The 25,510-nt window shown below is 61.7% G+C and carries 21 protein-coding genes; 8 read left to right on the top strand and 13 right to left on the bottom strand.

Features of this window, described 5'->3' with window-relative positions:
- Nucleotides 1–6: 6 nt before the first annotated feature.
- From L0U83_RS33870 to fabF, 3 genes are all read right to left on the bottom strand, one after another.
- Nucleotides 7–1,623 (bottom strand): DUF3300 domain-containing protein, encoded by a 1,617-nt coding sequence (locus L0U83_RS33870; RefSeq protein ID WP_233888518.1) that lies wholly within the window; start codon nucleotides 1,621–1,623, stop codon nucleotides 7–9.
- A gap of 227 nt (nucleotides 1,624–1,850) precedes the next feature.
- On the bottom strand, nucleotides 1,851–2,603 hold the full coding sequence (locus L0U83_RS33865; RefSeq protein WP_233888517.1) for a TerC family protein: 753 nt from the start codon (nucleotides 2,601–2,603) through the stop codon (nucleotides 1,851–1,853).
- Nucleotides 2,604–2,946: 343 nt separating this feature from the next.
- Nucleotides 2,947–4,215 carry a beta-ketoacyl-ACP synthase II gene (gene fabF, locus L0U83_RS33860; RefSeq protein WP_233888516.1) on the bottom strand — a complete coding sequence of 423 codons (1,269 nt, stop codon included), beginning with the start codon at nucleotides 4,213–4,215 and terminating at the stop codon, nucleotides 2,947–2,949.
- Nucleotides 4,216–4,394: 179 nt separating this feature from the next.
- Between fabF and L0U83_RS33855 the strand changes: the two genes are divergently transcribed.
- Entirely contained in the window at nucleotides 4,395–5,426 is a 1,032-nt protein-coding gene (locus tag L0U83_RS33855; RefSeq protein ID WP_233888515.1) for an AraC family transcriptional regulator, read from the top strand.
- Nucleotides 5,427–5,505: 79 nt separating this feature from the next.
- Here the strand turns inward: L0U83_RS33855 and L0U83_RS33850 are convergent, their stop codons facing one another.
- The gene (locus L0U83_RS33850) at nucleotides 5,506–6,285 is read right to left on the bottom strand and encodes an ABC transporter substrate-binding protein (RefSeq protein WP_233888514.1); all 780 of its coding nucleotides are present in this window, start codon (nucleotides 6,283–6,285) and stop codon (nucleotides 5,506–5,508) included.
- A gap of 71 nt (nucleotides 6,286–6,356) precedes the next feature.
- Nucleotides 6,357–7,517, bottom strand: coding sequence for a M20 aminoacylase family protein (locus L0U83_RS33845; protein ID WP_373321184.1), 1,161 nt, complete (start codon nucleotides 7,515–7,517; stop codon nucleotides 6,357–6,359).
- Nucleotides 7,518–7,687: 170 nt separating this feature from the next.
- Between L0U83_RS33845 and L0U83_RS33840 the strand changes: the two genes are divergently transcribed.
- Entirely contained in the window at nucleotides 7,688–8,638 is a 951-nt protein-coding gene (locus L0U83_RS33840; RefSeq protein ID WP_233888512.1) for a LysR family transcriptional regulator, read from the top strand.
- Between the two features lie 237 nt (nucleotides 8,639–8,875).
- Here the strand turns inward: L0U83_RS33840 and L0U83_RS33835 are convergent, their stop codons facing one another.
- Complete coding sequence (locus L0U83_RS33835; protein ID WP_233888511.1) at nucleotides 8,876–9,727, bottom strand: aldo/keto reductase; 852 nt, start codon at nucleotides 9,725–9,727, stop codon at nucleotides 8,876–8,878.
- 211 nt (nucleotides 9,728–9,938) lie between these two features.
- On the opposite strand from L0U83_RS33835, the gene L0U83_RS33830 reads away from it, so the two are divergent.
- Complete coding sequence (locus L0U83_RS33830; RefSeq protein ID WP_233888510.1) at nucleotides 9,939–10,910, top strand: LysR family transcriptional regulator; 972 nt, start codon at nucleotides 9,939–9,941, stop codon at nucleotides 10,908–10,910.
- 32 nt (nucleotides 10,911–10,942) lie between these two features.
- Here L0U83_RS33830 and L0U83_RS33825 read toward each other — a convergent pair whose 3' ends face one another.
- Entirely contained in the window at nucleotides 10,943–11,956 is a 1,014-nt protein-coding gene (locus L0U83_RS33825; protein WP_233889143.1) for an aldo/keto reductase, read from the bottom strand.
- 174 nt (nucleotides 11,957–12,130) lie between these two features.
- Nucleotides 12,131–13,039, bottom strand: coding sequence for a LysR family transcriptional regulator (locus tag L0U83_RS33820; RefSeq protein WP_233888509.1), 909 nt, complete (start codon nucleotides 13,037–13,039; stop codon nucleotides 12,131–12,133).
- A gap of 189 nt (nucleotides 13,040–13,228) precedes the next feature.
- On the opposite strand from L0U83_RS33820, the gene L0U83_RS33815 reads away from it, so the two are divergent.
- Nucleotides 13,229–13,948 (top strand): carboxymuconolactone decarboxylase family protein, encoded by a 720-nt coding sequence (locus tag L0U83_RS33815; protein WP_233888508.1) that lies wholly within the window; start codon nucleotides 13,229–13,231, stop codon nucleotides 13,946–13,948.
- Between the two features lie 85 nt (nucleotides 13,949–14,033).
- Here L0U83_RS33815 and L0U83_RS33810 read toward each other — a convergent pair whose 3' ends face one another.
- On the bottom strand, nucleotides 14,034–16,172 hold the full coding sequence (locus L0U83_RS33810) for a beta-glucosidase family protein (protein WP_233889142.1): 2,139 nt from the start codon (nucleotides 16,170–16,172) through the stop codon (nucleotides 14,034–14,036).
- Nucleotides 16,173–16,755: 583 nt separating this feature from the next.
- Between L0U83_RS33810 and L0U83_RS33805 the strand changes: the two genes are divergently transcribed.
- The 3 genes from L0U83_RS33805 (at nucleotide 16,756) to L0U83_RS33795 (ending at nucleotide 20,885) form a co-directional block, all read left to right on the top strand.
- Entirely contained in the window at nucleotides 16,756–17,787 is a 1,032-nt protein-coding gene (locus L0U83_RS33805; protein WP_233888507.1) for an AraC family transcriptional regulator, read from the top strand.
- Between the two features lie 154 nt (nucleotides 17,788–17,941).
- The gene (locus L0U83_RS33800) at nucleotides 17,942–20,260 is read left to right on the top strand and encodes a sigma-54-dependent transcriptional regulator (RefSeq protein ID WP_233888506.1); all 2,319 of its coding nucleotides are present in this window, start codon (nucleotides 17,942–17,944) and stop codon (nucleotides 20,258–20,260) included.
- Nucleotides 20,261–20,564: 304 nt separating this feature from the next.
- On the top strand, nucleotides 20,565–20,885 hold the full coding sequence (locus tag L0U83_RS33795; RefSeq protein ID WP_233888505.1) for a hypothetical protein: 321 nt from the start codon (nucleotides 20,565–20,567) through the stop codon (nucleotides 20,883–20,885).
- 26 nt (nucleotides 20,886–20,911) lie between these two features.
- Here the strand turns inward: L0U83_RS33795 and L0U83_RS33790 are convergent, their stop codons facing one another.
- The 4 genes from L0U83_RS33790 to L0U83_RS33775 form a co-directional block, all read right to left on the bottom strand.
- Nucleotides 20,912–21,124, bottom strand: coding sequence for a hypothetical protein (locus tag L0U83_RS33790; RefSeq protein WP_233888504.1), 213 nt, complete (start codon nucleotides 21,122–21,124; stop codon nucleotides 20,912–20,914).
- Between the two features lie 417 nt (nucleotides 21,125–21,541).
- Complete coding sequence (locus L0U83_RS33785; RefSeq protein ID WP_233888503.1) at nucleotides 21,542–22,174, bottom strand: response regulator; 633 nt, start codon at nucleotides 22,172–22,174, stop codon at nucleotides 21,542–21,544.
- Nucleotides 22,171–23,664: a histidine kinase gene (locus tag L0U83_RS33780; RefSeq protein WP_233888502.1), complete on the bottom strand. Its 1,494-nt coding sequence runs from the start codon at nucleotides 23,662–23,664 to the stop codon at nucleotides 22,171–22,173. The genes L0U83_RS33785 and L0U83_RS33780 overlap by 4 nt, the downstream gene beginning before the upstream one ends.
- A 125-nt stretch (nucleotides 23,665–23,789) precedes the next feature.
- Nucleotides 23,790–24,098, bottom strand: coding sequence for a hypothetical protein (locus tag L0U83_RS33775; RefSeq protein ID WP_233888501.1), 309 nt, complete (start codon nucleotides 24,096–24,098; stop codon nucleotides 23,790–23,792).
- A 288-nt stretch (nucleotides 24,099–24,386) separates the two neighbouring features.
- On the opposite strand from L0U83_RS33775, the gene L0U83_RS33770 reads away from it, so the two are divergent.
- A complete protein-coding gene (locus tag L0U83_RS33770; RefSeq protein WP_233888500.1) occupies nucleotides 24,387–25,508 on the top strand; it encodes an ABC transporter substrate-binding protein in 1,122 nt (373 codons plus the stop codon).
- The last annotated feature ends 2 nt before the right edge of the window (nucleotides 25,509–25,510 follow it).

The following is a 25,510-nucleotide window of genomic DNA, read 5'->3' as shown; positions in this document are numbered from 1 at the left end:
GCTCTCCTAACGCCGTCCGCCGCGCGCGCCGCCGCCACCACCACCGCCCCCACGCGCACCGCCGCCGCCGCCCCGGTTGAAGTTCGAGGACTGCGCGCTCGCGCGGCCACGATTGAAGTCGCGCTGCGACGCTGCCCCGTTGCCGACACCCTGGAACGCGGAGTCCCGTCCACCTGCGTTGCCGGGGCGCGCGCCCGAAGACGTTCCCCGGTTCGATGCCGACGCGCGGTTGCCCGCCGAAGCGCCCCGCTCGGACGCTTGCACACGATTGGCCGTTTGGGCGCGATTGCTCGTTGCCGGACGGTTGGCGTTCTGCGCGCGATTGCCTGCCGTCGCGCCGCGATTAGGCGCGTTGGCCCGGTTGCTCGCTACCGCCCGGTTCGAAGCACTGCCGCGATTGGCGGCTGCCGCATTGTTCGCGCGTGCATTGCGGTTGCCGACTCCCTGATTGCCGGCGCCGCCAGCCCGGTTACCGGTTTCCGCCCGATTGGCGACATTTGCGCGCTCGTTGGCGCCGCCCGTCCGCCCCCGATAGTCGCGGCGTGCGTCGGCACCTGGCGTGCCGCGCGCAAATTGTTCACGGCTTGCGTTGTCGCGATAGGCCACACCCTGGCGATGTTGCGCATCGTGCCGCCATTTACCGCCCTCGACCTTCGTATTATTGAAACTGCGGTCGATGTTCGTGGCCTTGTTGACGTTGACGTTGACGTTGTTGTTGTTCCAGTCGCAGCCGCCGAAGATCGCCCCTGCGGCTGCGATGCCCACGCCCCACGCGAAGCCGCTCGCGAGCGCGGCACCGGGATAGTAGGCCGGATAGGGAGCCCAGGCGTAAGGCGGAGCGGCCGGAGCGGGCCACGCGCCGTAGACGGTCGTGGGGTTATAGGCCGGCACGTATACGACCTGCGGATTGGCGGGCTCGATGCGCACGATGGTCTCGGCTGCCGGCGCCCCCTGCGGTCCTTGAGGGCCCGCCGGGCCCTGCGGGGCAGCCGAGGGTTGTTCGACAACCACCGTCTGCTGTTCGTTGGACTGAAGATTGCCAGCCTGCTGTGCGCGCAGGCGCAACGTCTGGACCGCCGCGAGCACGTCCTTTTGCTGGGCGAGAAACGCATCGCCCAGACGTTGCGTCCAGTCGAGCTTATCGCTCATGGGTTCGAGCACCTGCGGAAACGCCACCAGGGATTTGACACTCACGTCCCACGGCTGATTCTCGACGGCTTTGACGGCGGCGTCGCCTTTTAGTTTGGGGTTGTCTTTGACCCAGCGGGCGGCGTGAACGATTTCCAGTGGATAGGTCGACGCCATCAGGACTTGGGACAACACCGAGTCGGGGTAGAGCGCGATCGGCGCCACCAGCGCCTCGAGCTCCTCTTTGGAGAACAGTTGGGCCTGTGGCGCCGCGGCGGACTCCGCGGATGCCGGTGAAGATGCGGGAGCAACAGGCGACGCCGGCGTGGCCGCGGCCACCGGCGGCGGCGCCGATACCGGAGCAGGTGCAGATGCCGCCGCTTGTGGCTGCGACTGCGGCTGCGCCCCATCCTGTGCCGGCTTCTTCCCGGGGCAGCCCGCAAGCACGACCGCAATGACAACGACGCCAAACAGTTGCACAGTCGTCCTGATCATGGCCATCCCCAAATCAGTGGATGAACAACGGTCCAGCCTTTCCGTTTCAACACGAAACACCGAAGTGACTTACACGGAAGCACCCGGTTCAACTCTTTGCATGGTTGGACCTGAGCGGTCGGAATGCAAGTTGCGAATTGACGGATGCCTTCCTATGCATGGAAACGCCGCAATGTCACTCACGTTAACTGCCCCGCAGACCAGAACGCGTTTGAGAGCGCGCCGGGTCAGTTGGCCTGCCTCAGACGACGATTCCGTCTTGCTCGCCGCGCAAGCATGTTCATGCCTTCGACGAAAGCAGAGAACGCCATCGCCGCGTAGATATAGCCTTTCGGCACGTGAGCGCCAAAGCCCTCGGCGATCAACGCCATGCCGATCACCAGAAGAAAGCTCAGCGCCAGCATGACAACCGTCGGGTTGTGGTCGATGAACCGCGTCAGCGGCCCCGCTGCGAACAGCATCGCGGCGACTGCCACGATGACAGCAACGTACATGATGGCCACATGTTCGGTCATGCCCACCGCGGTCACGATGCTGTCGACCGAGAACACAAGGTCAAGCATCAGGATCTGGCCGATGGCTGCTCGCGCCGTCAGGCTGGCCGGCCCGGCACTGTCTGAGGGCGCCACCTCGTCGTGCGAAACGCTGTGGTGGATCTCAGTCGTCGCTTTCCAGACGAGAAAAAGGCCCCCGCTGATCAAGACGAGATCGCGCCAGGAAAACGCGTGGCCCCAAAGTGACAGCGCGGGCTCGGTCAGACGCGTGATCCACGCCACCGTGCCGAGCAGCGCAAGACGCATTACGAGGGCGAGCCCGATGCCGATCCGCTGTGTCCTGGTGCGCTGCTCTGGCGGTAGCTTGTTGCTGAGAATGGCGATGAAGACGAGATTGTCGATACCGAGCACGACCTCCATGACCACGAGTGTCAAAAGTGCCGCCCAGGCGGTGGGCTCGGAAACAAGTGCGGCGATGTCGTCCATGTGCGCAGGTACCGTCGGGTTCCAGAACTGTTATCTGCAGCGTGCGAGCGCATCCATCGCGCGCACAACGTTGGGATCGGCCTTCGGCCAGTACACCGAATGGCCGGCAGCCGCGTTGCCGCCGCTCTCTTCTGCCGGGTCAGCCTGACGACCATGGCCGGCCGCGCGGGCAGCGTCGCAACGCCGGTCCAGGTCGAGCCGGCAGAAGTGACTTCTGCGTTCCTGTGGTTATAGACCTTTTTTTGCAGCCGCGACTTCGCGGTGGTATTCGCGAATCGCCGCAGCTAGCAGAACTACCGTCTTCGAGAAAAGGCGTGGATGACCGGAGCGCTTGCAGCGAGGATCAAAGTCGACGGAATACCAGGCTGGCATTGACGCCCCCAAAACCAAAGCCATTGGAGATCGCATATTCGGTCGATATGTGGCGGACTGATCCGCTGACAATGTCGATGCCTTCCGCTGCCGGATCAGGCTGCGTCAAGTTGAGTGTAGGAGGTGCAAGCTGGTCGCGCAGCGCAAGCACGGTGAAGATTGCTTCCACGCCGCCAGCCGCCCCAAGCAGATGTCCTGTCGACGACTTGGTGGCTGAGACAGCGGGACCTCGGCCTGCTCCAAATATGGCCTTAATGGCGGCCAGCTCACTGATGTCACCTACCGGCGTGGACGTCGCATGGGCGTTCAAATGCCCGATCAGCTCGGGTTCAAGGTTCGCCTGCCGGATTGCCAGTTCCATCGCTCGTCGTCCGCCGGCACCGTCTTCGGGCGGAGACGTCATATGGTGTGCGTCGGCGCTCGTGCCATAACCGAGCACTTCAGCAATCGGCACCGCGCCTCGCCGCAATGCGTGCTCCAGTTCTTCTATGACGAGCATGCCGGCGCCTTCTCCCATGACAAAGCCATCGCGTCCGACATCGAACGGGCGGGATGCCTGTGTGGGATCGTCATTAAAGCCCGTGGACATGGTTCTTGCGGCGGCGAATGCGCCCAGGCTGACTCGATCGATGCAGGCCTCGGCTCCGCCACACACGGCAATATCGGCTTCGCCAGCACGAATCAGTCGCGCGGCGTCGCCAATGGCCTGTGCGCTGGCAGCACACGCAGTCACCGGTGCGCCAAGGGGACCACGAAAGCCATGCCGGATGGATATGTGGCCAGCTGCCATATTGGCCAGGAAACTGGGAACGGTGAAAGGAGAAAGCCGCCTTGGCCCGCGGTCGTCAGTGATTCTGACGGCATCCACAATCGCACCGAAGCCGCCTACGCCGGACGCCACAATGGTTGCCGTCCTTTGGCGAGCGCTTTCAGTTTCAGGATGCCAGCCGGATTGATTCAAGGCCTCTTGTGCTGCCGTTAGCGCAAACAGACTGAACCGGTCCATCTTCTTATGGTCCTTGGGTTCCACTGCGACGGCGGGATCGAATCCCCATGGACAGCCTGACGTCAACATTGGCACGGCGCCACCGACCTTTGATGCAATGCCTTCCGTGACGTCGTCAGGCAAACCAGCCAGGCCTGAATGACCATTCAGGAGACGGCTCCATACGGATTCAACCTCGCATCCCAACGGCGACACAATCCCCATGCCAGTCACGACAACGCGTCTCGTATTCAAACCATGCTCCCCTTTTGATTGATGAAAGTAAGCCGCCAGAGATTGGCACAATGCGCCATCTGGCAACTATCACAATCTTCAAGCACCGCGGAAATTAGCCGCTAGTATAGGATTGGGGACAGCAGAAAATTGCCACATCGCGCCAATCAATATGCAGAGTGCGCCATAATGAGCGGACCATGAATCTGCCCCGGCAAAGCCCTCTCACGCTTTCAGCTCACTTCTTGCACGGGATGCTGCGCTTCATTCGCGCCCGTCACGGAGAAGACGTGGCAGCACAAGCACTCGCAAGCGCCGCCATTCCCCAGTCCCTTCTCAATCAGCCTGATGCACGAATGACACGCGAGCAATACGTCGCGCTGTACAGGACGGTCGCGGCGACACTCGATGATGAGATGCTCGGCCTGTGGTCCAGGCCAATCCGCACTGGCACGTTGAAGTACCTGATGCTCAGCCTGCTGGACGCACCTACCGTGCTGGTAGCGTTCAATCGTTTTGTTCGCTTCTGGAATTTGCTGCTGGACGACTACCGACTGCAGATTTCAACGAAGAATAATCTGGTGCGACTGGCTCTAGTGGAAAGGACGTCTGGCACGCAGGTCACGCCACTTGGACACGAGTTAATGATGAAGCTGGTGCACGGCATAGCATCATGGCTGCTTGGCAGGGAGATCATCCTGCACCGGGTCGAGTTCAGCTTCGCCAGGCCGAGGCATGTAGAGGACTATGCTTTCCTGTACCCCGGAGCGGTGCACTTCGATTCAGGAATGACGAGCATTTATTTCTTCTACCAGGATTGCGCGGAACTGTTCAAACGCGAGAAGCACGAGCTGTGGGCATTCCTGAAAGGCGCGCCTGGAGACTGGACATTCAGCGCATTTCATCACGGTTCTATTGTGGCTAAAACGCGCGAGTACCTTGAACAGAATATTGCGCGGCCGATAACAATACAGAACCTTGCGCAGGCATTGCACACCTCTGTGCGCACGCTGAACCGTAGATTTGCAGAGGAAGGAACACATTTCCAGCTGGTGAAAGACGGACTGCGACGGGATATCGCAGTCCATCGGCTGACTAACTCGAACACGAGCGTGGCAGTGCTGGCGTTTGATCTCGGATTTTCAGACGCCACCGGTTTTTGCCGCGCATTCAAGCATTGGACCGGCAGTACTCCTACTGATTATCGCAAGGGCAGCCGTGAAGATGAGTGAGAAGCAAAAGTTCTTTTCATCGAGTCGTGCGTTGTCATCCGAACACGTCAAGAGATAGCTGGGTCGCGCCTGTGCCGCATCATTCGCCGTAGATATCGAAATCGAAGTACTTGCGGTCGATCCGGTCGTACTCTCCACTCTTGCGGATGTTGGCGATCGCCTGGTTGATTTGCGAGGCGAGTACGTGATCGTCCTTGCGGATACCGATCGCTACGCCGTCGCCCGATACGCGGCGGTCCTTGACCTCTGTTCCAACGAACGCGAAACCCTTGCCATGCGGCAGCTTGAGAAAGCCGAGATCGGCCTGCACGACCGGCTGGAACGCCGCATCGAGCCGCCCGTTTGCCAGGTCTTCGTAGACCTGGTCCTGGTTCTGGTACGTCACGATGTTCGCGCCGCCGGGTGCCCATTCCTGTCGCGCGAATGCTTCCTGCGCCGTACCTTGCTGCACGCCAATGCGCTTGCCGCGCAGCGATTCCGCGGTCGGCTGCAGATTCACGCCTGCGCGGGCGACGAGACGCGACGGCCCGGCGTACAGCCGGTTCGTGAAGTCAATCTGTTCGCGACGCACCGGCGTCGCGACCATCGCGGACAGCACCGCATCGAACTTGCGTGCCTTGAGTGCGGGAATCATGCCGTCGAAGCTCTGCTCGACCCACTCGCACTTCGCGTGCAGATCGGCGCAAATCGCTTTGCCGAGTTCGACGTCGAAGCCGACGATCGAACCGTCGGGCGCTTTCGATTCGAATGGCGGAAATGTCGGGTCAACGCCGAACTTGATGACCTGAGGACTGCCCGCCATCACGGCGCACGGCATTGCGGCCATCAGTAAAACGCTTGCAAATGTCAGTCGTTTCATGGTCTCCTCCCTGTTATGGAACTGAACTGCGTGGAGCGACGCGAAGGTGCGCGCGCTCCGTATTGCCGGACCTACGCCAGAAAGCGCTCGACCAGACGAACCCAGTAGCCGGCTCCGGTGGCAAGAATCTCGTCGTTGAAGTCGTAGCCGGGGTTGTGGACCATGCAACTGCCTTCGCCGTCACCATTGCCGATGATCAGGTAGCAGCCCGGGCACTTTTCGAGCATGAAAGCGAAGTCTTCGCTGCCGGTTAGCGGCTGGAGATCCTTCAGCACACCGTCCTCACCCAGCCAGTCGATGGCGACGCTTCGCGCGAAGTGGGTTATCTCGTAGTCGTTCACGAGCACCGGGTAGCCGTCGATCCTGCCGATATCGGCCGTCGCGCCGTAGACCGCCGCCTGCGCCTTCGCGACCTCCGCGATGCGAGTCTTCAGGTATTCGCGAACGGCGGGTTTGAGCGCTCGAACGGACAGACGCATGAGAGCCGAATCGGGAATCACGTTGGGTGCGTCGCCAGCATGGATCGCGCCGACGGTGATGATCGCCATGTCGAGCGGTGCGACGTTACGCGACACGATGGTTTGCAGCGCCAGCACAATTTGCGCGCAGACGACCACGGGATCGACTGCCTTGTGCGGTATCGCGCCATGGCCGCCCCGCCCCGTCACGCGAATCTCCATGTCATCTGCCGACGCCATGAACGGCCCCGGCAAAAAGCCCAGCTTGCCCGTAGGAAAGCCAGGCATGTTGTGCATGGCGAACACGGCGTCGCACGGGAAGCGCTCGAGCAACCCGTCGTCCAGCATCCGTTTCGCGCCGGCTCCTCCCTCCTCGGCGGGCTGGAATATCAGGTTCAGCGTCCCGTTGAACGTGCGCGAGCGCGCCAACTGACAGGCTGCGGAAAGGAGCATCGCGGTATGACCGTCATGGCCGCACGCATGCATTTTCCCGGGTATCGTGCTCGCGTAAGGCAGCCCGGTCTGTTCGTGGATCGGCAACGCGTCCATGTCGGCGCGCAGGCCGATCTGGCGCTTGCCGTCGCCCACGCGCAATTGCCCGACGACACCGGTCCCGCCGATGCCTCGATGCACCGTATAACCCCATTCGGCGAGCCTGGACGCCACCAGGTCGCTCGTGACGAATTCCTCATACGAAAGCTCGGGATGAGCGTGAATTTGCCGGCGTAGCGCGATCATTTCGCGCTCCAAATCGGGCGTAACGTCTGGAGTCAGGGTGGCGTGCATGGGAAGTTCAGTCGGTTGTGCGTGACCGTCAAAGTAGTCGATTGCACAACTCGCCGGTAGGCGTAAAATTCGCACGGTGGCAACATTTTGTTGTCACCATGCGTGCCAGAATCGCCCTCGCATTCTCACTGTCCCCAAGACGATCGAGTCCTTTTTCGTTGAAAACTCATCAACTCAATGTGCTCGTCACGATCGCCGATACCGGCAGCATTCGCGCGGCAGCCCGCACGCTGGACCTGTCACCCGCTGCGTTGACCCGTACGATTCGCGATCTCGAAGCCGACTTGCACGTGCCGCTCGTCAATCGCAGCGCGACTGGAATCACCTTCACCGAGTACGGGCGCGCGCTCGTCGTGCATGCCCGGCTCGTCGTCGCGCAGATCGCACAGGCAGAGGCCGAAATCGACGCAATGCGACGCGCGCCGGCAGGCAAACTCACGGTGGGTGTGACGCCGTGGGTAGCACTCGCCTTCCTTTCGGAAACAACGCGCTGCTTCCTGGACCAGATGCCGGATGTTCAACTGGAGTTCTACGAAGGACTGGCTGGCGTCGTGCAGCCGAAGCTGCGCGACGGCACGATCGATTTCGTAATCGGGCGGCTGGCACCCGTCACAGTGCAATCGGAGTTCAGGCACGTGCCGCTTTTCGTCACGCATTCGACTGTCGTTGCACGCCGAGGGCATCCGGCGGCTCACGCACGCTCGCTTGCCGAACTCACCGACGCGACGTGGCTGCTGCCATGGGATGCGGGCAGCCGGGACAGTCATGCGCACATCCTGTTCAGGCGGTATGGCCTCGCCGAGCCGAAACGCATCCACTACGTCCACTCACTGGCAATCGCACTCGCTCAGTTGGCCGACTCGGACATGCTGAGCATCTTCCCGTGGCCGCTTGTTGAAAGCGACATGGTTCGCGAGCGGGTGTGTGCATTGCCGATCGGGGACGATCTCGAGGAAACGTCTATTGGCATTATTTCGCGCCGCGGACAACCGATGAGTTCCGTCGCGGAGTGCTTCGTTCAGTGCCTCAGGAACGTCATCAGCGATGGTGTCCGCTCGTCGGATCCAGATCGACGGCGGTTGTTTCATGCGATCGAAGTGGTCACTTGAACGCACGTAGCATGAGGTTGCCCGTTTCTATCGTTCGACGCCTGTGACGATGCATCACAAGCTACCGATCCGAAGCCATTCGAGGGCGGGATGCTCACCGGGAACAACTTCTGGTACGACTGCATGTACCAGTCTCATGCCTCGGGCCGAATGCGAGCGAATGCGGAGCATGCATCCCACCGCCCTCGGCCAGGCGGCGACCTGCCCGGCTTGTAGGGCGGTTACGCCGATTGCGTGTCACAAGCCGAGTTTTCGTTCGCTCATCCACTTCACGATCGCCGGATCGCGATGCGAGAAGAAGCTGCTTTTCCCCGTTTCCAGCATTGCGACGGCCTGCATGTCTGCCTCGGACAGTTCGAAGTCGAAGACAGCCAGGTTTTCCAGCATGCGCTCCTTGCGCACGGACTTCGCGAGCGCGACGATGCCGCGTTGAACGAGCCATCGCAGCACGACCTGTCCTACGGTTTTGCCATGGCGCTGAGCCATGGCCATCAGGTGCTCATTCTGAAACAGGTTGTTCCGTCCTTCGGCAAATGGCGCCCAAGCCTCCGGCTGCACGCCAAGCTCACGCATGAAATCGACGCTTTCAGCCTGCTGATGGAAGGGATTGACTTCGATCTGGTTGACGGCTGGCTTCACTTCGTTGAACGCCGTGATGTCCATGAGGCGATCCGGGTGAAAGTTGCTCACGCCGATCGCACGCAGCTTGCCAGCGCGATACGCCTCCTCCATCGCTCGCCACGCCCCATGAACGTCGGAGAACGGCTGATGGATCAGGAACAAGTCGAGGTAATCCAGATCGAGTCGCTTCAGCGATTTGTCGATGGCCACGCGAGCCCGTTCATAACCCGCATCCTCAACCCACAGCTTGCTGGTGACGAAAATCTGGTCACGCGGTACTCCGCTACGTTTGAGGCCTCGACCGACGGCCTCCTCGTTCTTGTACGACGCGGCCGTGTCGATCAGGCGATAGCCCGCCTGCACCGCGTCCACGACACAGCGTTCGCATTGCGCCGCGTCGGCGATCTGGAAGACGCCGTACCCGACGATCGGCATCTTCATTCCGTTGTTGAGGGTCACGTCGTGCATGTTCAATCCTTGGTGGTGAGCGTCGATGGCGGCATGAGGTCTATTGAAGACGCACCGCATCGATGACGAGGGCAATCGCCCGACGTCCGTCACTCTATGCGCCTCGGTTTCAAGTGAATAGACGATTTCGCCTTACACCAGTATCAATTTCTAGTTGATACTGGATAGTCTGTGCGACGATTGCGTCCGCGCTTCAGCAGAAGAGTTCACCATGCCCATCAACGACTTCAAGGCCATCGCGACGTTTGCCAAAGCCGTGGAACTCGGCAGCATCCGAAAAGCTGCGTTGGCCCAAGGCGTCACGCCCCAGGCGGCCAGCCAGGCCATTGCGCAACTGGAGCAGCATCTTGGAGTGCGCCTGTTGCATCGAACGACGCGCAGCCTCGCCCTTACCGAGGAAGGCCAACGTTTCCTGGAGAACACACAGCCCGCCTTGGCAGCGCTGAACAGGGCTCTAGCCTTGGCGCGAGAGTCCAAGGATGAGATTGCCGGGCCGCTGAGGATCGTTGGACCGAAATCGTCGTTCGCCGCCATCCTCATGCCGCTGCTCGACGAATTCTGCCGGGAGCACCCCGGTATCCAGCCGGATGTCCAGCTCGATGACGGTATCGGCAACTGGGTGCTGGATCGCGTCGATGTCGGCTTCCGGATCGGGGTGTCGCCCGGCGAAGGCGTAATCGGTCGACAACTTTTCCCGATACAGATGATCGTGTGCGCGGCACCCGGGTACCTGAAGGCGTACGGAGCGCCATCGACACTCGATGAGCTGGCTGCGCATCGCTGCAGCGTCTTCCGGCATGCGGCCACCGGCAAGGTGGCGCCGTGGTACCTGAGCGTGGATGGCAAGCTCGAACATCGTCAGATGTCCCCCGCATTCGCGACGAATGACGCGGAACTGGAGTTGCAAGCCGTGCTCGCGGGGCAAGTCCTGGGACAGCTCGCGAGCTACTCGGCGGCGCCCTACATCCGGACGGGACGACTGGAGCCAGTGCTCGTGCAGCATATGAGCGCGCACATCGGCTTGCACGTGTACTACGGAAGTCGAGCCGCTCAGCCCAAGCGAGTACGTGCGTTCCTGGACCTTGCCCTCGCTCGCCTGCACGACTGCAGCGACTATGTGCTCGCTGACAAAGAGCTAGCCCAGTTTGCTTCGCGAACGCGGCGGTCCAGCCGCGCTCGCTAGTGCGCCTGGTTGAGCAAGGGCGAATCCTGCGATCAACCGTCTACGCGTCGGCCTTCGACGGGATAGTTCGGATCCGTATAACCCGGCGTCGATGCATGGCCAGGCGGAACGAGACTGTCGACGAACTTTTCGTCTTCCGGTCCCAGTTGCAACGACAGCGCCTCCATGTAACTGTCCCAATGCGCTTGCGTGCGTGGCCCCGCGATGGCGGAACTCACGAGCTTGTTCCTGAGCACCCATGCGATCGCAAACGCAATCGAGGTGGTGCCGCGCTCGGCGGCATGCGCCGCGACTTTCTGTGCGATGGCGAGGGATTCCGGACGCCACTCAGTCTGCTGGATACGTTTGTCACCGCGCGCAACACGGGAGTCGGCAGGTGGTGCGCCGTCGAGTGCGTATTTGCCGGTCAATACACCTCGCGCGAGCGGGCTGTAAGGTACGACGCCAATGCCATAGTGCCCAGCGGCAGGCATCAGTTCGACTTCGGCCGTGCGGTCGACCATGTTGTAAACCGGTTCGATTGCAACGGGACGATCAATGCCGAGTTGATCGGTCAGGCGCACGATCTCCGCAATACGCCAGGCACGGAAGTTGGAAAGGCCGAAGTAACGCACCTTGCCCTGGCGAATGAGGTCGCCGATGGCACGAACCCCTTCTTCGAGCGGCGCGTCGACAAGGGAGCGGTGAAAGTAGAGAACGTCGATGTAGTCAGTGCCCAAACGCTTCAGGCTGGCGTCGACCGTCTGGCAAATCCATTTGCGTGATTGCCCCTGCTCGTTTGGACGGGCAGTCGCCGACGCGGGATAGCCAAACTTCGTTGCGACGATCCAGTCGTCCCGTCGTTCCGCGATGGCCCGACCGACGATTTCTTCAGACCGGCCTGCGTGATAGACATCGGCGGTGTCGAGAAAGTTGACACCCTGGTCGAAAGCCTTGTCGATAATCCGGCGCGAGGTCGCTTCGTCCGTTTCGCCGCCAAACATCATTGCACCCAGGCAGAGGGACGAAACCTTGAGGGCGCTGCGCCCCAGATATCGGTAGTCCATTCTCATCATCTCCATGCAGGCTGTGCCCGCGGTTAACCAGAACGTTCGCGCCGGAAAAGGCGCGTCAGCCGGCGCTTCGATCGCCGCCCGCATGGAGCATCATAAGTCGATGGGATCTAGTGATAAAGCCAGTCAAACGGCAAACCCTCATGAGCCAGATTCATGAATCGAATCTCAGGTCCTGGGCTTTCCTTCACGATAGCGGATCGCATCGATGACCACGGTCAGCGCTCGCGAGAACTCACGTCGGGTCGCATAGCAGGCGTGCAGCCCTGGAAAGGTGGGACACCAGTCTTCCAGAACCGTCACAAGGCGACCTGCTGCGACATGAGGCTGCGCGAGGTCTGCCGGAACGTAAGCCAGGCCATATCCCGACAACGCGGCAGCCAGCATTTGGTAGGTCCCGTTGAAAGCGAGTTGGCCGTCGACGCGCACCTGCACTTCGCGACGGCCTTTCTTTAACTCCCATGCGTAAAAGCCGCCCAGCGTCGGCAAACGCAGATTGATGCAGTTGTGCGCGGTCAAATCCTGGGGCTTCTTTGGAATCGAACGCGTTTTCAGGTACTTCGGCGCGCCGACGATTGCCATGCGCATTTCGGGCGCGAGGCGGACCGCGATCATGTCCTTCGCTACCTGATCGCCGTGGCGAACGCCGATGTCGTACCGATCGGCCACGATGTCCGAGAGGCCATAGTCGGTGATGATCTCCACCTTGAGATCGGGATACGCATGCAGCACCGGGGACAACCTGGGCCACAGGACCGTCTCGGTCGCGTAATCGGTAGCGGTGATGCGGATCGTGCCGGCAGGTTTGTCCCGAAACTCCGTCACGGCCGCCAGTTCGGAATCGATCTCTTCAAAACGGGGGGTGATGGCCTGAATGAGGCGCTCGCCTGCCTCCGTTGGCGCGACACTGCGCGTGGTTCGGGTCAGAAGTCGCATTCCGAGCCGCGTTTCGAGGGCGCGGATGGTATGGCTCAAGGCTGACTGAGATACGCCGAGTTGCGCGGCGGCACGCGTGAAGCTGCGCTCGCGCGCAACGGCGATCAGGGCGAGCAGGTCGTTATAGCTTTCGCGACGCATTGATGAACTCATTTCATAGGTGTTTGCCGATTTTAGCGCCTAGTCGATGATGAGTGGGTACGTTAGATTTCAGATTCGGCATGTGGTCAAGCGCAGTCGAGGGGAGTGCCGATGAGGATATTCGCTGTAGCGATGATGTCGCTTGCGCTCGGTACCGCAGCCTGTTCGCAGTTCGAAAGGAAAACTGGTATGGAAAGTCTGGCTCACGCGTCCTCCGTCAACCTGCTTGCCGGAATGGACAGCGTTTCACCCGCCCTTGCGAGCTATACGAATGATGTGGTGCTGGGCAACCTGTGGAAACGTCCGCAGCTCTGCGCCCGGGATCGCAGCATCGTCACGCTGTCAGTGTTGATTGCTCGCAATCAGAGCACAGAGTTGCCGTTCTATCTCGACCTCGCCCTCGACAGCGGCCTCGAGCCCAGCGAGATTTCGGAGATCATCACGCATCTCGCTTTTTATTCCGGCTGGGCCAATGCGACCGCCGCCGTGAAGGTAACGAACGCCGTTTTCGAGAGACGTGGGATTACCGTGACGCAACTCCCGCCTGCGGCAGTTGAACTTCTGCCTGTCGACAAGGCGGCAGAAGATCAGCGCGAAAGCACAGTGCAGCAAAATTTTGGCGCCGTCTCGCCGGGGGTTGTTCAATTCACCCGGGATGCATTATTCAACGACCTATGGCTGCGACCCGGCCTTGCGCCCCGCGACCGTAGTCTCGTCACGGTCAGCGCATTGGTCGCCACCGGACAGGTCGCGCAACTGACCTACCATCTGAACCGTGCAATGGATAATGGGCTGACCAGGGCACAGGCCGAGGAAGTGATGACGCAACTGGCGTTTTATGCGGGTTGGCCAAATGTGTTTACGGCACTTCCGGTCGTCAAGGATGTATTTGAAAAGCGACCCGGCTAGTCCACTTCTCCGCCCCAAGCCGCGGAGGGTCGATTGAAAATGTGCAGAAGGCCTGGGCACATGCTCCGCCCAGGCCGTCCGCACCTTAGTGCATATCCCCAACGGTCACGCGTTCTGACAACGCATTCGTGTCACGCGACGACGACGCGGCCCGGATCTCGTAGCTTCCGCCATGCACTTGCCACGAGTGCGTCGTGACATTCCATGTCGCGAGGCGCCGCGCCGGGATGACGACGTTCACCTGTTGCGACTGGCCAGGCCGCAAAGCGACCTTCGCCCAGCCCACCAGGCGCTGCGGCGGCTCGCCCAAGCCCGGCGGCAGTGTCGCATACACCTGTGCAACTTCGGCCCCTGCACGCGAACCCGTGTTGGCGACGGTGAAGGTGGCAATCACGTTGCCGCCATGATCGGTACGCGTCCTGAGCCCCGAGTACGAGTACGTCGTATAGGAGAGGCCGTAGCCGAAGGGGAACAACGGATCGATGTTTTTCGCATCGAACCAGCGGTATCCCATCAGGAGTCCTTCGCTATAGACGACGTTGAGGTTGTTGGGGTCGATCGTCGGCTGCGGCAGATCGGCTTCCTGTCGCGGGAAGGTGATCGGCAGCTTGGCGGACGGATTCACGTCGCCGAACAGAATGTCCGCGATCGCCTGCCCGCCTTGCACACCCGGGTACCACGCTTCCACTACGCCGTGAACGCTGGCGAGCCACGGCATCGTAATGGGACTCCCGTTTTCCAGCACGACGATGATCCGCTTGGCCTTCGCGGCCACCGCATTGATCAGCGCATTCTGGTCGTAAAGCTGATTGCTCGGGTCCGCCTTGTTGTCCGGCAAGGACAAGTTCGCCAGGTCCGTGCCCTCGCTTTCCCACTGCGTGGCGAACACGATCGCCACATCGGCGCTGGCGGCCGCGCTCGCTGCCGCCGCGGCGTTCGTGCCGTCGAAGAACGTCACCGTCGCCTGGGGCGCCTTGGCCTTGATGGCGCTGTACGGCGAGGACTTATACCATGTCGCACACGTCGAAAGCAGCGGATTGCCGGACTGGCATCCCGATACTGCATTGCCGTCTGCCGCGGGCACGCCTCCCGACCCGCCTCCGGACAGCACGCCGACATCGGCATGTCCTCCAATCACGACGATCGAATGCAGGCCGCTAGCAGCGAGCGGAAGGACCGGCTGATTGCTGCCAGATGCCGAGCCATTCTTCAGCAGAACTATCGACTCGTGCGCCACGGCCAAAGCGTCGCGATTGCCTGCCGTCTGGTCGACCGAGCCGCCGGGGGTTGGCGGGTTGTCCAGGACGCCAAGCGCGATCATGGTGCGAAGCTTGCGAAAGACCATGTCATTCAGACGCGAAACCGGGACGCTGCCGGCCTGGACCGCGGCCTTGAGCGCGCTGCTGAAATACGACTGAATGCCAAAGCCCGCCCCTGCCGTACCGAGATCGCCTGGCTGCTCTTCATCGAGACCCGCCATCGCGGACGCGACGGTGCTATGGTTGGCCGTCCAGTCCGACTGAACTTTGCCCTTGAATCCCCACTCGTTCTTCAGGATGGTCGTGAGGAGCTCCGGGTTCTGGCACGCATACACGCCGTTGATCAGGTTGTACGAGCACATCACGTTGCCGGGATGTCCCTCGCGCACGGCAATTTCGAATGCGAGCAACTCCGTTTCCCGCATCGTCCTCTCATCGACCACGGAATTACTCGTCATCCGGTTCGTTTCCTGGTCGTTCATCGCGTAGTGCTTCACCGTAGCGATCACGTTCTGCGACTGCGTTCCCATGGTGCGGGCGGCGCTCATCGTGCCGGTCAGCACGGGATCTTCGCCCATATACTCGAACGTGCGGCCATCACGCGGCTCGCGTGCAAGGTTGACGCCGCCGCCCAGTCCTTCCGCATAGCCGAGCACGCGAAGCTCACGCGCAATACGCGCGCCGTAGGCTCCCGCGAGCGCCACGTTCCAGCTCGAGGCGAGCCCGATCGGTGCGGGAAAAGCCGTGGTATGCGCGTTCTGCACGTTCACGCCGCCAGCCGAATCCGCGGTAGCCAACGGGGGAATGCCCAGACGGCTGACGCCGGGGATGTAACCTGCGCCCTGCACCCACGAAGGAAACGGGCCACCCAGACCGACGGTGGGAATGCCCGTTCCGTGCACCAATTGGATCTTCTCGTCGAGCGTCAGTTGGGATACCAGCACTGCCGCGCGCCGGTCGGCGATATCGCCCTTGTCTTTCCAGTCGGCGGACGGCTGTGCCGCGCCTGAAGCCTGGGAAAAGAACTGCGACACAATCGAAAACGGGCTGGCGCCCCATGTGTTGCTGGTGGCTGCTTGATCCGCGTACGCCACGGAGCCGGCACACAATGCGCCGGCGACCGCAACTGCTATTTGCTTCGCATTCCTCACGGTGTCTCTCCTGTCTTGCCGATTGCATGAGCGATGACCCGCAGGATTGCGGGGCCGTAATCGGACTACATTTTTCGTCTTGTTTTGTATTGAATTACCCTACGTAGCGAGATGACGATATCACCCAGAGAAACGTTTGCGCTTATCGTGCTGTCGCGGAACTTAACCTTATGTCGCGACATCAGGGTTTGCCTTAACCCTGCGTCATGTGCCATTTCGCCGTTACCTTGCGAGCAGATTACGGTTTCGCGGCGCAGGCTCGGAGCAATGCGAATCGAATCATGCCGATTCGATATGCGAGCGCATCAGGCCATTTGACGTTTGAAACAAGGATGCTAAAGTCACCAGCTACACGCGGTTTGCCGAGGCGACGTTTCCCCGTTCCATGGTGTCTCCCATGACGACCGATCAAAAGACCGTTTCAAACGTCCTTGCCCAGCTTTCACTCAGATCCGCAGTTGAACACGGCATGTCGCCGCACGATTTCACGCGCCTCACCGGCATAACGGAGGCCGAACTCGCCCATCCGGACGGGCGCATACCTGCTCACAAGCACATTGCGATGCTCAATCTGCTGGAGCCCGGCTACCAGGCTTCGGAGCGGCTCGAAATTTTTTCCAGTTATTCCTTTCGCGCGCCCATTAGCACGTTATTGGCCATCGTCACGAATAGCCCGACGCTCACGAAGGCCTTTGACCAGTTCCTGCGCTATCGGGTCTTGATCGGAAATGTCGATACGGTGAAGGTCAAGCGCGCTGGCCAGACATTCGAATTCGAGTACGTTCTGGACGGCGCGGGCAGAAGTTCATCGAGCGCCTTTTATAATTTTCTGCTGCTCATCCGGCTAGCCGAACAGTACAACGACGATGAGCCGTTCCCCACCCAGATCGAGCTGACTGGAGACGCATTTGCGGCCGTCTCTCAGCTATCGCACCTTTGCGGTGCGACGGTGAAGTTCGGACAAAGCCGCAACCGCATGCTGATGAACACCGGGTTGGCGGACATACCATATCGCAAGTACAACGAGATCACCGAAAACATTCTCTGCGGGCAGGCCGATGCCGATATCCGACGCTTTCTTCTCGGCCATTCCTTTTCTTCGAGGATCGAAGATTTCGTGACGAAGATGATTCGCGAGGCACATGCTGGCCTGCCATTTTCGAACCCCATGGAGGAAGTCTGCGGCCGCCTTGGCATTTCGCGCTCGACCCTGCACCGGCGCTTGCAGGGCGAAGGGACGAACTTCCAGGCGATCCTGTCCCACGCACGGCTCGAGGAAGCCAGGCGGTTGCTGCCACTGGCCGATTATTCGGTGGCCGCCGTGAGCGATCTTCTCGGCTTTTCTTCTCCCTCCGCGTTCTCGCGTTTCTTCCTCGAGAACAGCGGCAAGTCCCCTTCGCGCTACAAGCTCGAAAACTGCAGGTTCTAGTTGAGTTTATTGAACACACTGTGCTTGCGCTGTCCGCGCTCGATTCGATAGCCGGAGGGCGGGTAGACGCGCGGGATCGATACGCCGTCACCGATCATCATCTCCGGGACAATCACAAAAAAATGCCACGCGTTTATCGGGAGCCCTCGAGGCAATGAGTACTTTTCCCTTCGTTCCGCTTTCCGGAGGTAAGGCCAGCGACGACGTATTCATTGGCGAAGCGCCGGCGTTTCGTCAACTGGTCAGGATGATCGATCGCGTCGCGCCCACCGATCACGCCTTGCTCATCATCGGGCCAACCGGCTCGGGCAAGGAACTGGTCGCGCGCCGCGTGCACACGCGCAGCTTGCGCCACGATCAACCGTTCGTCGACGTCAACTGCGGTGCGATTCCCGAGCATCTCGTCGAGGCGGAACTGTTCGGGCACGTCAAAGGCGCTTTCACCGGCGCCGGCGAGACTCGCCCGGGACTCTTGCAGCAAGTCGGCAAAGGCACGCTGCTGCTCGACGAGATCGGCGAGTTGCCGCTCGCGCTGCAGCCCAAACTTCTGCGCGCACTCGAAACGCGGACGTTCCGTCCGGTCGGCGGCTCGTCGTCCCTGCGTTTCGAGGGGCGCGTGGTCGCCTCGACGCACCGGGATCTGCGCGAACTGGCGCATCAGGGGCTATTTCGCGAGGACCTGTTTTACCGGCTCGCGGTGTTCGTGCTGGCCGTACCCGGACTCGACCAGCGCGTCGAGGACATTCCCGCGCTCGTCGCCCATTTCGCCTCGCAACAAGACCGCCGCATCGAGTTTTCGCCGGCGGCCCTGCGGCGGCTCGGCCGGCATGCCTGGCCGGGCCATATCCGGCAATTGCGCAATCTGATCAGCCAGTTGAGCGTGCTCGCCGAAAAGCCGCTGATCGATGAAGACACGCTAGAGCCGTTTCTCCTCAGCGAAACGGCCGGATCGGTGTCGCGCGCGGCGCTCGCCGACATGCTGCTGCAACTCGAGGGACGCGACAAACTCGCCGCCGCTGAAGACCTCCTCATCGATCGCGCACTGGAACGCACCGCGGGGAACAAGAGCGCCGCGGCCAGCTTGCTCGGTGTCGGGCGCAAGACGGTCGAGCGCCGCCTGAAGTCGCGCGAGGAACACCATCGCGAAGCGCACAAGAGTCTCGAACACGCAGGCGCGCTAATCGAAGCATCGCGCTTCGCCGAGGCAATTCCTCATTTGCGGCGTTGCCTCGACGTGCTGCAGACAAGCCGTGACGAGGCCACCGTACGCCGCGCACAGTTCGACGCCTACCGGCTGCTCGGCATGAGCCTGCGCAGCGTGCACGGCTGGCTGTACGCAGAAGCGACGGCCTGCTACGCAGCGGCGCTCGAGATCGGAGAAGGGATCTGCGAGCCCGGCGAAATTGCGGCGATCCAGTTCGGCGTCTGGACCACCCAGTTGACGACGCTCCAGCTCAAGCAGGCGCGCGCGAGCGCACAGGAGATGCTGCAGCGCGCCCAGAACAGCGGGGACCGCGTGTCGCTCGACGAAGCGCACGTCGCCATGACCAACACCCTCTACTGGCTCGGCGACAGCGAAGAAGCACTTGCCTGCCTCGCGCGGGGCAATCTGCTCGGCGTGACGAGAGACGATGTGCGCACGGGCTCGCAGGGCATCGATCTGGCGAGCCTCGCGTTGACATTCGAGGGGCTGGCCGCCTATCAGATCGGCGAGTTCGCGCAGGCCCGGCGCGCGATGGAAATGCTGATCCTGCGCGCGGGCGAGCCGGGTACGCACGCTTTGGCGCACGTCCTCAACCTGCAGGGCGCGGCGTGGCTGGCTTGCCTTTTCGGCGATCAGGCGCGGCGCGGGCCGCTCGCGAGTGAACTCGAATCGGTGTCGATCGCCAACGGCTTCGCTTTCTATCGCGGCATGGGCCAGATATTCCGCGGCGCCGATCTCAGCGCGCATGGCATGAACGCGCAAGCCGAAGCCGTCATGCTCGACGGTTACGACAACCACATGGTCTGCAACGGCGGCGCGCTATTCCATTCCTTCAAGATGTGGCAGCACGGCGAACTGCTGCTGCGATCCGGCCGCGCGGAGCAATGCGAAGCGATGCTGGCCGCTGCCGTCGACGAAACCCTCGCGCGCCAGGAGCGCGCCCATCTTGGCGAACTGCTGGTCACGCGCGCGCGGGCGCAGTGGGCGCTCGGCGATCTGACGTCGGCCGAGCAGGGATTGCGCACCGCCCTTTCGACGGCGCTCGCGTTCGGTTCGGTGCCCGCGCGCGTGGATGCCGCGCGCTACCTCGCGGACCTCTTGCGCTCCACCGGACGCCGCGCCGAAGCGATCGATACGCTCGCTCGCGGGTTGCGGGAGCAAACAGCCGATTCCACCAGCCGCATTGCGGGCGCAATTGAGTTGCTGGCCGAACTGCGGCATGAAGCGTCTCGCGAAACGAGCGACCAGGGACCCGCCGCAGGCCGCTAAGTCAGGCAGTATTGCCACCCAGATAATTCACGCCGAGCCACGTCGGGAATTGGACGAAATCGTCCACTCCCGGTCACATCTCCGGACGAAATCGTCCTTCGCCACTCACTCACGCGCTGCCGGAGCCCATCCACACGGGGCTGCGCAATGCTGGCGCGATCGTTGCTTACCCTCCAATATTCGGGACCGGAAAGAAGGGCAACACGCGTGCACCGAAATCACGACGGGGTCGCGGTGTGGATCGCAAAAAGCGATTCGCAATTCGCGCGCGCATGGCAGACATATTCGACGGCAAGGCAAAATAATGATAATTGCAATTGAACAAGAAACATTCGGGCGTCCGAAGCACGCCGCTCAAGATGCGAAGCGTGTAGCGACACACCAAGACGTTAAAAACGGAGCTCGGGAACAAAGCCCCTATACGGCGAAAAACCTCGATGGCGCGATCACGCACCTCGAAATCGCCGTCGCCGTCGATGACAACATCGCCGTGTTCGGCCGCCGCTATTGGCTCGACCGCGTCCAGCGAATCGCGTCCACGCCGCAGATCATGCCCGCCCAGGCGCGACGACTTCGGCATTTGCTGGATCGACTCGAGCGCCACCGCCAGCACGTAGGTGCTTGAGCGTGCGACACACCATCACGAAGGCGTCAGTGCGCAGGACCAAAGAAAGCCTGCGCACCTTCCGATGGTGTCAATCCGGCGGCGAAATAACCTTCGAGCCGTTCAGCCTTCGCGTCGTCGAGCAAGAACGGCGGACGCACGAGCCCTTGTGCAACGGCGTGGTCGTACCACCGGCTCATCCAGTCACGGAGTTTCGTTTCGTAGTGGGACGGCAATTCGTCCGGCGCGATCTCTTCCATGCGCAATCTCCGCTTGCGGCCGACCTGCCGCTAATTTCTTGTCACTGCGCGCGCCACACCCATCGAAGGACGCAGGATGTCCGGTGGAAACACTTGCCATCCACGGTCGGGATGGCGGAAGAAAAACAGCGCGCGTGGCCCGTCAGCTGTCTGCGCCTCGATGAACACACTCGCAATCCGCCCGGACGCGGCGCGATGGACCGTCACGACCCGCACTGTCTGCCTGCTGGTGGGGTTCAGCCACTTCACGACTGCTGCCTCTAACGACTGCCGCACCACCATCGCTGTCCCCCACGCTTCACGTCAAAGCATCGTAGGCAGCCGTTAAACCGGCCGCCATCGGGACGGGTAGATAGTTCCCTAAGGAATGGCTGGTTCGCTTGTCAGGATTTCCTTCTCGCCACGCATGGCCGCCGTCTACTCGCCGACCAGACCGTGCCGGATCGCATAGCGGATCACCTCGGCGTTATTGCCCAGCCCGAGCTTTTGCATCAGCCGCATTTTGTGCGTGCTGATCGTTTTGGCGCTGAGTGCGCACGCGTCGGCGATGTCGTTGATGCTCTTGCCCGACGCGAGCATTTGCAGCACCTGGAATTCGCGGTCGGAGAGCACCTCGTGCGGCGGCACGTCGCCCGCATGCTTCTCGAACACCATGGCGTCGACGAGCTTCGGGTCGATAAAGCGCCCACCATCCGCGAGCTTGCGAATCGCGGCCAGCAGCACTTCGGGATCGCTGTCCTTCGTCACATAGCCCGTGGCGCCGGCGCGCAGCGCGCGCGAGGCGACCTGCGCTTCGTTGTGGATGCTGAGCACGAGCACCGGCAACGCAGGCTCGTCGGCACGCACGCGGCGGATCAGATCGACGCCGCTGATGCCCGGCATCGTCATGTCCAGCAGCAACAGGTCGACTTCGCAGGTCCTCAGCTTTTCGATTACTTCCGACCCCTGCCCGGCCTCCGCCGTCACGACCATGTCGACAGTCGTCGCGAGGATCTGCTTGAGTCCGCCACGTACGATGGCATGGTCATCGGCGATGAGTATCCTGATCATGGGATGTCTTCGAGCGGTACATGGATCGAAATCGTGGTGCCGGACGTGATGCCAATGGTGGGATCTTTGCAAGGCTGACTGTCGATTCTCAACGTACCACCAATCAGCCTCGCGCGCTCGGCCATGCCAAGGAGACCGTAAGCATACTTTGCATGCGCGGCGGCCACGTCGAATCCGCAGCCGTCGTCGCGAACGCGCAAGTCGAGCGAGCCGGGCCCTGTGATGAGCGTGACCGCGACGCGCTGCGCCGCAGCGTGGCGCGCGACATTCGTCAATGCAGCCTCGACGATGCGAAAGAGCGCGGTGGCCTGCATGTCCCGCAAGGTGGGCTCGCCGCTTGAAATGTGCAGTTCGCACGGGATGGCGTTGTGCCGGCTCCATTGACTGGTCAGCCATTCGAGTGCCGAAACGAGGCCGAAGTTGAGCGCCGCGGGCCGCAGGTGGCTTGCCACATTGCGGACCATCCATATCGTGCCTTCGACCAGTTCGCGCATGTCGTCGGCTCTGCCTGTCGCCTCGGGATCGTCGGTGAGCCGCATCCTCAGCAGCGAGACATCCATCTTCAGCGCGGTCAGCAACTGGCCCAGTTCGTCCTGTATCTCCAGCGCGCTGCGCTTGCGCTCGTCTTCGCGCATACCCTCCAGATAGGCCGACAGTGCACGCTGCTGCTCGCGCGAGCGCACGAGTTCGTCCTCCACGCACTTGCGGCCCGAAATGTCATGCAGGCCTACGTAAATGGCGGGCGCGCCGTCGTAGTTCGACAACCGTGCTGTGGCCATGGCCCAGAACTGCGTCCCGTCCGGACGGCGCAGTCTCACCTCCGCGTCGCCGAAGCTGCCTTGCGCGGCGAGACAACGCACCAGTCGCTCGCGCTCCATCGGATCGACGTAGAAGTCGACAATACTGACGTTCGCGCACGCCGCTTCATCGATGCGAAACAGCTCGCGAAACCGCGCATTGGAATAAAGCAGATGGCCGTCGGGCATCGAGGTGATGCCCATCGCCACCGGGCCTGATTCGACGATGGCCCGAAAGCGCGCTTCGCACGCTTGCAGGCGGCGCTGCTGCATGACGATGCGCTGTTGGGCCGAGCGTAACGCAGTATGGGTCCGGACTCTGGCCATCAGGGCTTCGACGTGCACGGGCTTGCATAGATGGTCGGCTGCGCCGGCCCTGAACCCATCGGCCAGGTCTCGATGATTGCCAGCCGGCATCATGAGCACCACCGGTATGTCGCGCGTGCGCTCGTCTGCCTTCAGGCTCCGGCAGGTTGCGAGGGCGCCCACACTGGCGGCTTCTGCGTCGAGCAGAATCAGTTCGGGCTGAGAGACGTACGAGCGCTCCAGCACTTCGAGGCCGTTGTTTGCGGGGAGCACCCGATAGCCCTCCCATACGAGATGATCGGCGATCAAACGGGTCTCGTTCGGCGTACCGCCTGCGACCAGAATCGTGCAGACGCTCGTTGTCGTGGCCTGCGAGTCAGTCATCATGCCCACGGTTGCTCCGGCCCTGGTTCCTTTGTTTTGACATCGTTGCCAAAGCCATGGCCCTCCGGCAACTCGTTATCACGTATGCAGGTAATACGGATTCCCGCGTCCCGTTAGCCCTCCGTACGCTACGTGGCGAACGACTGCCGCGCGGAAGTTTCCGCACGATCGATCAGTTCATCGAGACTGCGCGCGAGTTCGCCAAGCGCGGACAACGCATACAGATCGAGTTTGTCCGCATGGTTGTGACGCAGGTCCTTCATGCTTTCCTGCAAACGCCGTATCGTGCCCGCACGGTTGTCCGATAGCGGCCAGCAGTGCATCAAATACGCCAATGGCGTGAGATTGCGGGATTCGCACCATGCATCGAACAGGCGCATGCAGATCGTGTCCACGTCCTGAACGCACGCCAGACCGTCGTCCCACTCGAAAATCATCGCGCGTCGCCTCTGCCGCTTCAAAAATATGCTGACGTCATGATGATCCCGCCAATGATCGCGTGCAGTCGTCTTCGACTGCAAACGGTAAAAGGGAATCCTGAATTTCGTGTCAGGAAATCCTGAATATCGGGCTTCGATCGCTAGTCGCACCCTTGAATATCTGCCTTGAATGACCATCCTCGCCCGCAGTAAAGCGGATTGTCGACGCGATTACGTCGCGTTATGCTGCGCGCGACTGCCCCTTCGGTTCCACACAATGCCCCGCATGGCATACGCTGATTTCGTATGAACAGAAGACAGATGATCGCGCAATGCGTCGGCATAGGCGCGAGCCTCGTGACCATGCGGGCGGCCATGGCGTTGCCGGTCAGCCGCCCGCCGGCAAGCGTCGTATTTCTGAATCCTGGCGAAAGCGTGGAACACGATACGGGTCAGCACTGGCAGCTCGTGTCGCGCTTCATGGCCGCGACTGCAAGACGTTTCGGCATGCAGCTAGAAGTGCTTTACGCGGAGCGCGATCATCTGCTGATGCTTCGCCAGGCCGAGTCCGTAGCCGCGCGTTCGGCCGCGCCCGACTATGTGGTGATCGTCAACGAGAAGATGGCGGCGCCCCAGATGCTCCAAACGCTCGTGCGCTCATCAGCCAGGGTTCTGTTGATCCACAATGATCTGACCGAGACCCAGCGCGCGCAAACGGGTAACGAGCGCGGCCGGATCGCGAACTGGATCGGCACCGTCACCGCCGATGCCGAGCGCGGAAGCTATCGGCTCATGGACTACCTGCGCCGCTTGAACGGCAGCGGGCCGGCGCGCGTGATCGGCATTACGGGCGACCCTGCCACGCCTGTGTCGGCGCAGCGCGCCGCGGGCGTGCAGGCCGCGTTGGCGCGCCGGTCGCAGGACCGTATCGATCAGCTTGTTTATGGCGACTGGAGTTTTTCCGATGGGCGCGACAAAGCACGCGTGCTGCTCTCGCGCTATCCGGATGCCAATATCCTATGGGCTGCTAACGACACGATGACGCTTGGCGCATTGAGCGCGGTGCAGGAACGGCATCTGTCGACCATCGTTGGCGGCGTTGGCGCGCTGCGTGAAGCCGTCGCTTCGGTCGTTCGCGGCGAGCTGGCCGCGATCGTCGCAGGCGACCAGTTCATCGGCGCGTGCGCGATGGTCCTCATTCACGACTACCATTACGGCGCGGACTTTGCGCAAGTCGGCGGCCCGCGTCAGCGGCTCGACTATCTGAAAGTGCTCGACGGCAGCGACGCGGGGCGTTACGCGGAGATTGCATTTCAAGGCAGCACGCCCCTCGACTTCAGCGGCTTTTCACGCATCCAAAGCCGGCGCGCAGGCGCCTACGCGTTCGATCTCGACGCCCTGCTCAATGCCGCTTCAAAGGCCGCGTGATG

The sequence above is a fragment of the Paraburkholderia flagellata genome (genome assembly GCF_021390645.1).
Lineage (GTDB): Bacteria > Pseudomonadota > Gammaproteobacteria > Burkholderiales > Burkholderiaceae > Paraburkholderia > Paraburkholderia flagellata.
This window is presented reverse-complemented; position numbering and strand designations above follow the sequence as displayed.

Bases quoted from the DNA above. Each gene is read 5' to 3' on its own strand.
- L0U83_RS33870 (WP_233888518.1), bottom strand. From the start codon at position 1,623: ATGATCAGGACGACTGTGCAACTGTTTGGCGTCGTTGTCATTGCGGTC.
- L0U83_RS33865 (WP_233888517.1), bottom strand. From the start codon at position 2,603: ATGGACGACATCGCCGCACTTGTTTCCGAGCCCACCGCCTGGGCGGCA.
- L0U83_RS33855 (WP_233888515.1), top strand. From the start codon at position 4,395: ATGAATCTGCCCCGGCAAAGCCCTCTCACGCTTTCAGCTCACTTCTTG.
- L0U83_RS33850 (WP_233888514.1), bottom strand. From the start codon at position 6,285: ATGAAACGACTGACATTTGCAAGCGTTTTACTGATGGCCGCAATGCCG.
- L0U83_RS33835 (WP_233888511.1), bottom strand. From the start codon at position 9,727: ATGCACGACGTGACCCTCAACAACGGAATGAAGATGCCGATCGTCGGG.
- L0U83_RS33830 (WP_233888510.1), top strand. From the start codon at position 9,939: ATGCCCATCAACGACTTCAAGGCCATCGCGACGTTTGCCAAAGCCGTG.
- L0U83_RS33825 (WP_233889143.1), bottom strand. From the start codon at position 11,956: ATGGACTACCGATATCTGGGGCGCAGCGCCCTCAAGGTTTCGTCCCTC.
- L0U83_RS33820 (WP_233888509.1), bottom strand. From the start codon at position 13,039: ATGCGTCGCGAAAGCTATAACGACCTGCTCGCCCTGATCGCCGTTGCG.
- L0U83_RS33815 (WP_233888508.1), top strand. From the start codon at position 13,229: ATGGAAAGTCTGGCTCACGCGTCCTCCGTCAACCTGCTTGCCGGAATG.
- L0U83_RS33805 (WP_233888507.1), top strand. From the start codon at position 16,756: ATGACGACCGATCAAAAGACCGTTTCAAACGTCCTTGCCCAGCTTTCA.
- L0U83_RS33800 (WP_233888506.1), top strand. From the start codon at position 17,942: ATGAGTACTTTTCCCTTCGTTCCGCTTTCCGGAGGTAAGGCCAGCGAC.
- L0U83_RS33795 (WP_233888505.1), top strand. From the start codon at position 20,565: ATGATAATTGCAATTGAACAAGAAACATTCGGGCGTCCGAAGCACGCC.
- L0U83_RS33790 (WP_233888504.1), bottom strand. From the start codon at position 21,124: ATGGAAGAGATCGCGCCGGACGAATTGCCGTCCCACTACGAAACGAAA.
- L0U83_RS33785 (WP_233888503.1), bottom strand. From the start codon at position 22,174: ATGATCAGGATACTCATCGCCGATGACCATGCCATCGTACGTGGCGGA.
- L0U83_RS33780 (WP_233888502.1), bottom strand. From the start codon at position 23,664: ATGATGACTGACTCGCAGGCCACGACAACGAGCGTCTGCACGATTCTG.
- L0U83_RS33775 (WP_233888501.1), bottom strand. From the start codon at position 24,098: ATGATTTTCGAGTGGGACGACGGTCTGGCGTGCGTTCAGGACGTGGAC.
- L0U83_RS33770 (WP_233888500.1), top strand. From the start codon at position 24,387: ATGAACAGAAGACAGATGATCGCGCAATGCGTCGGCATAGGCGCGAGC.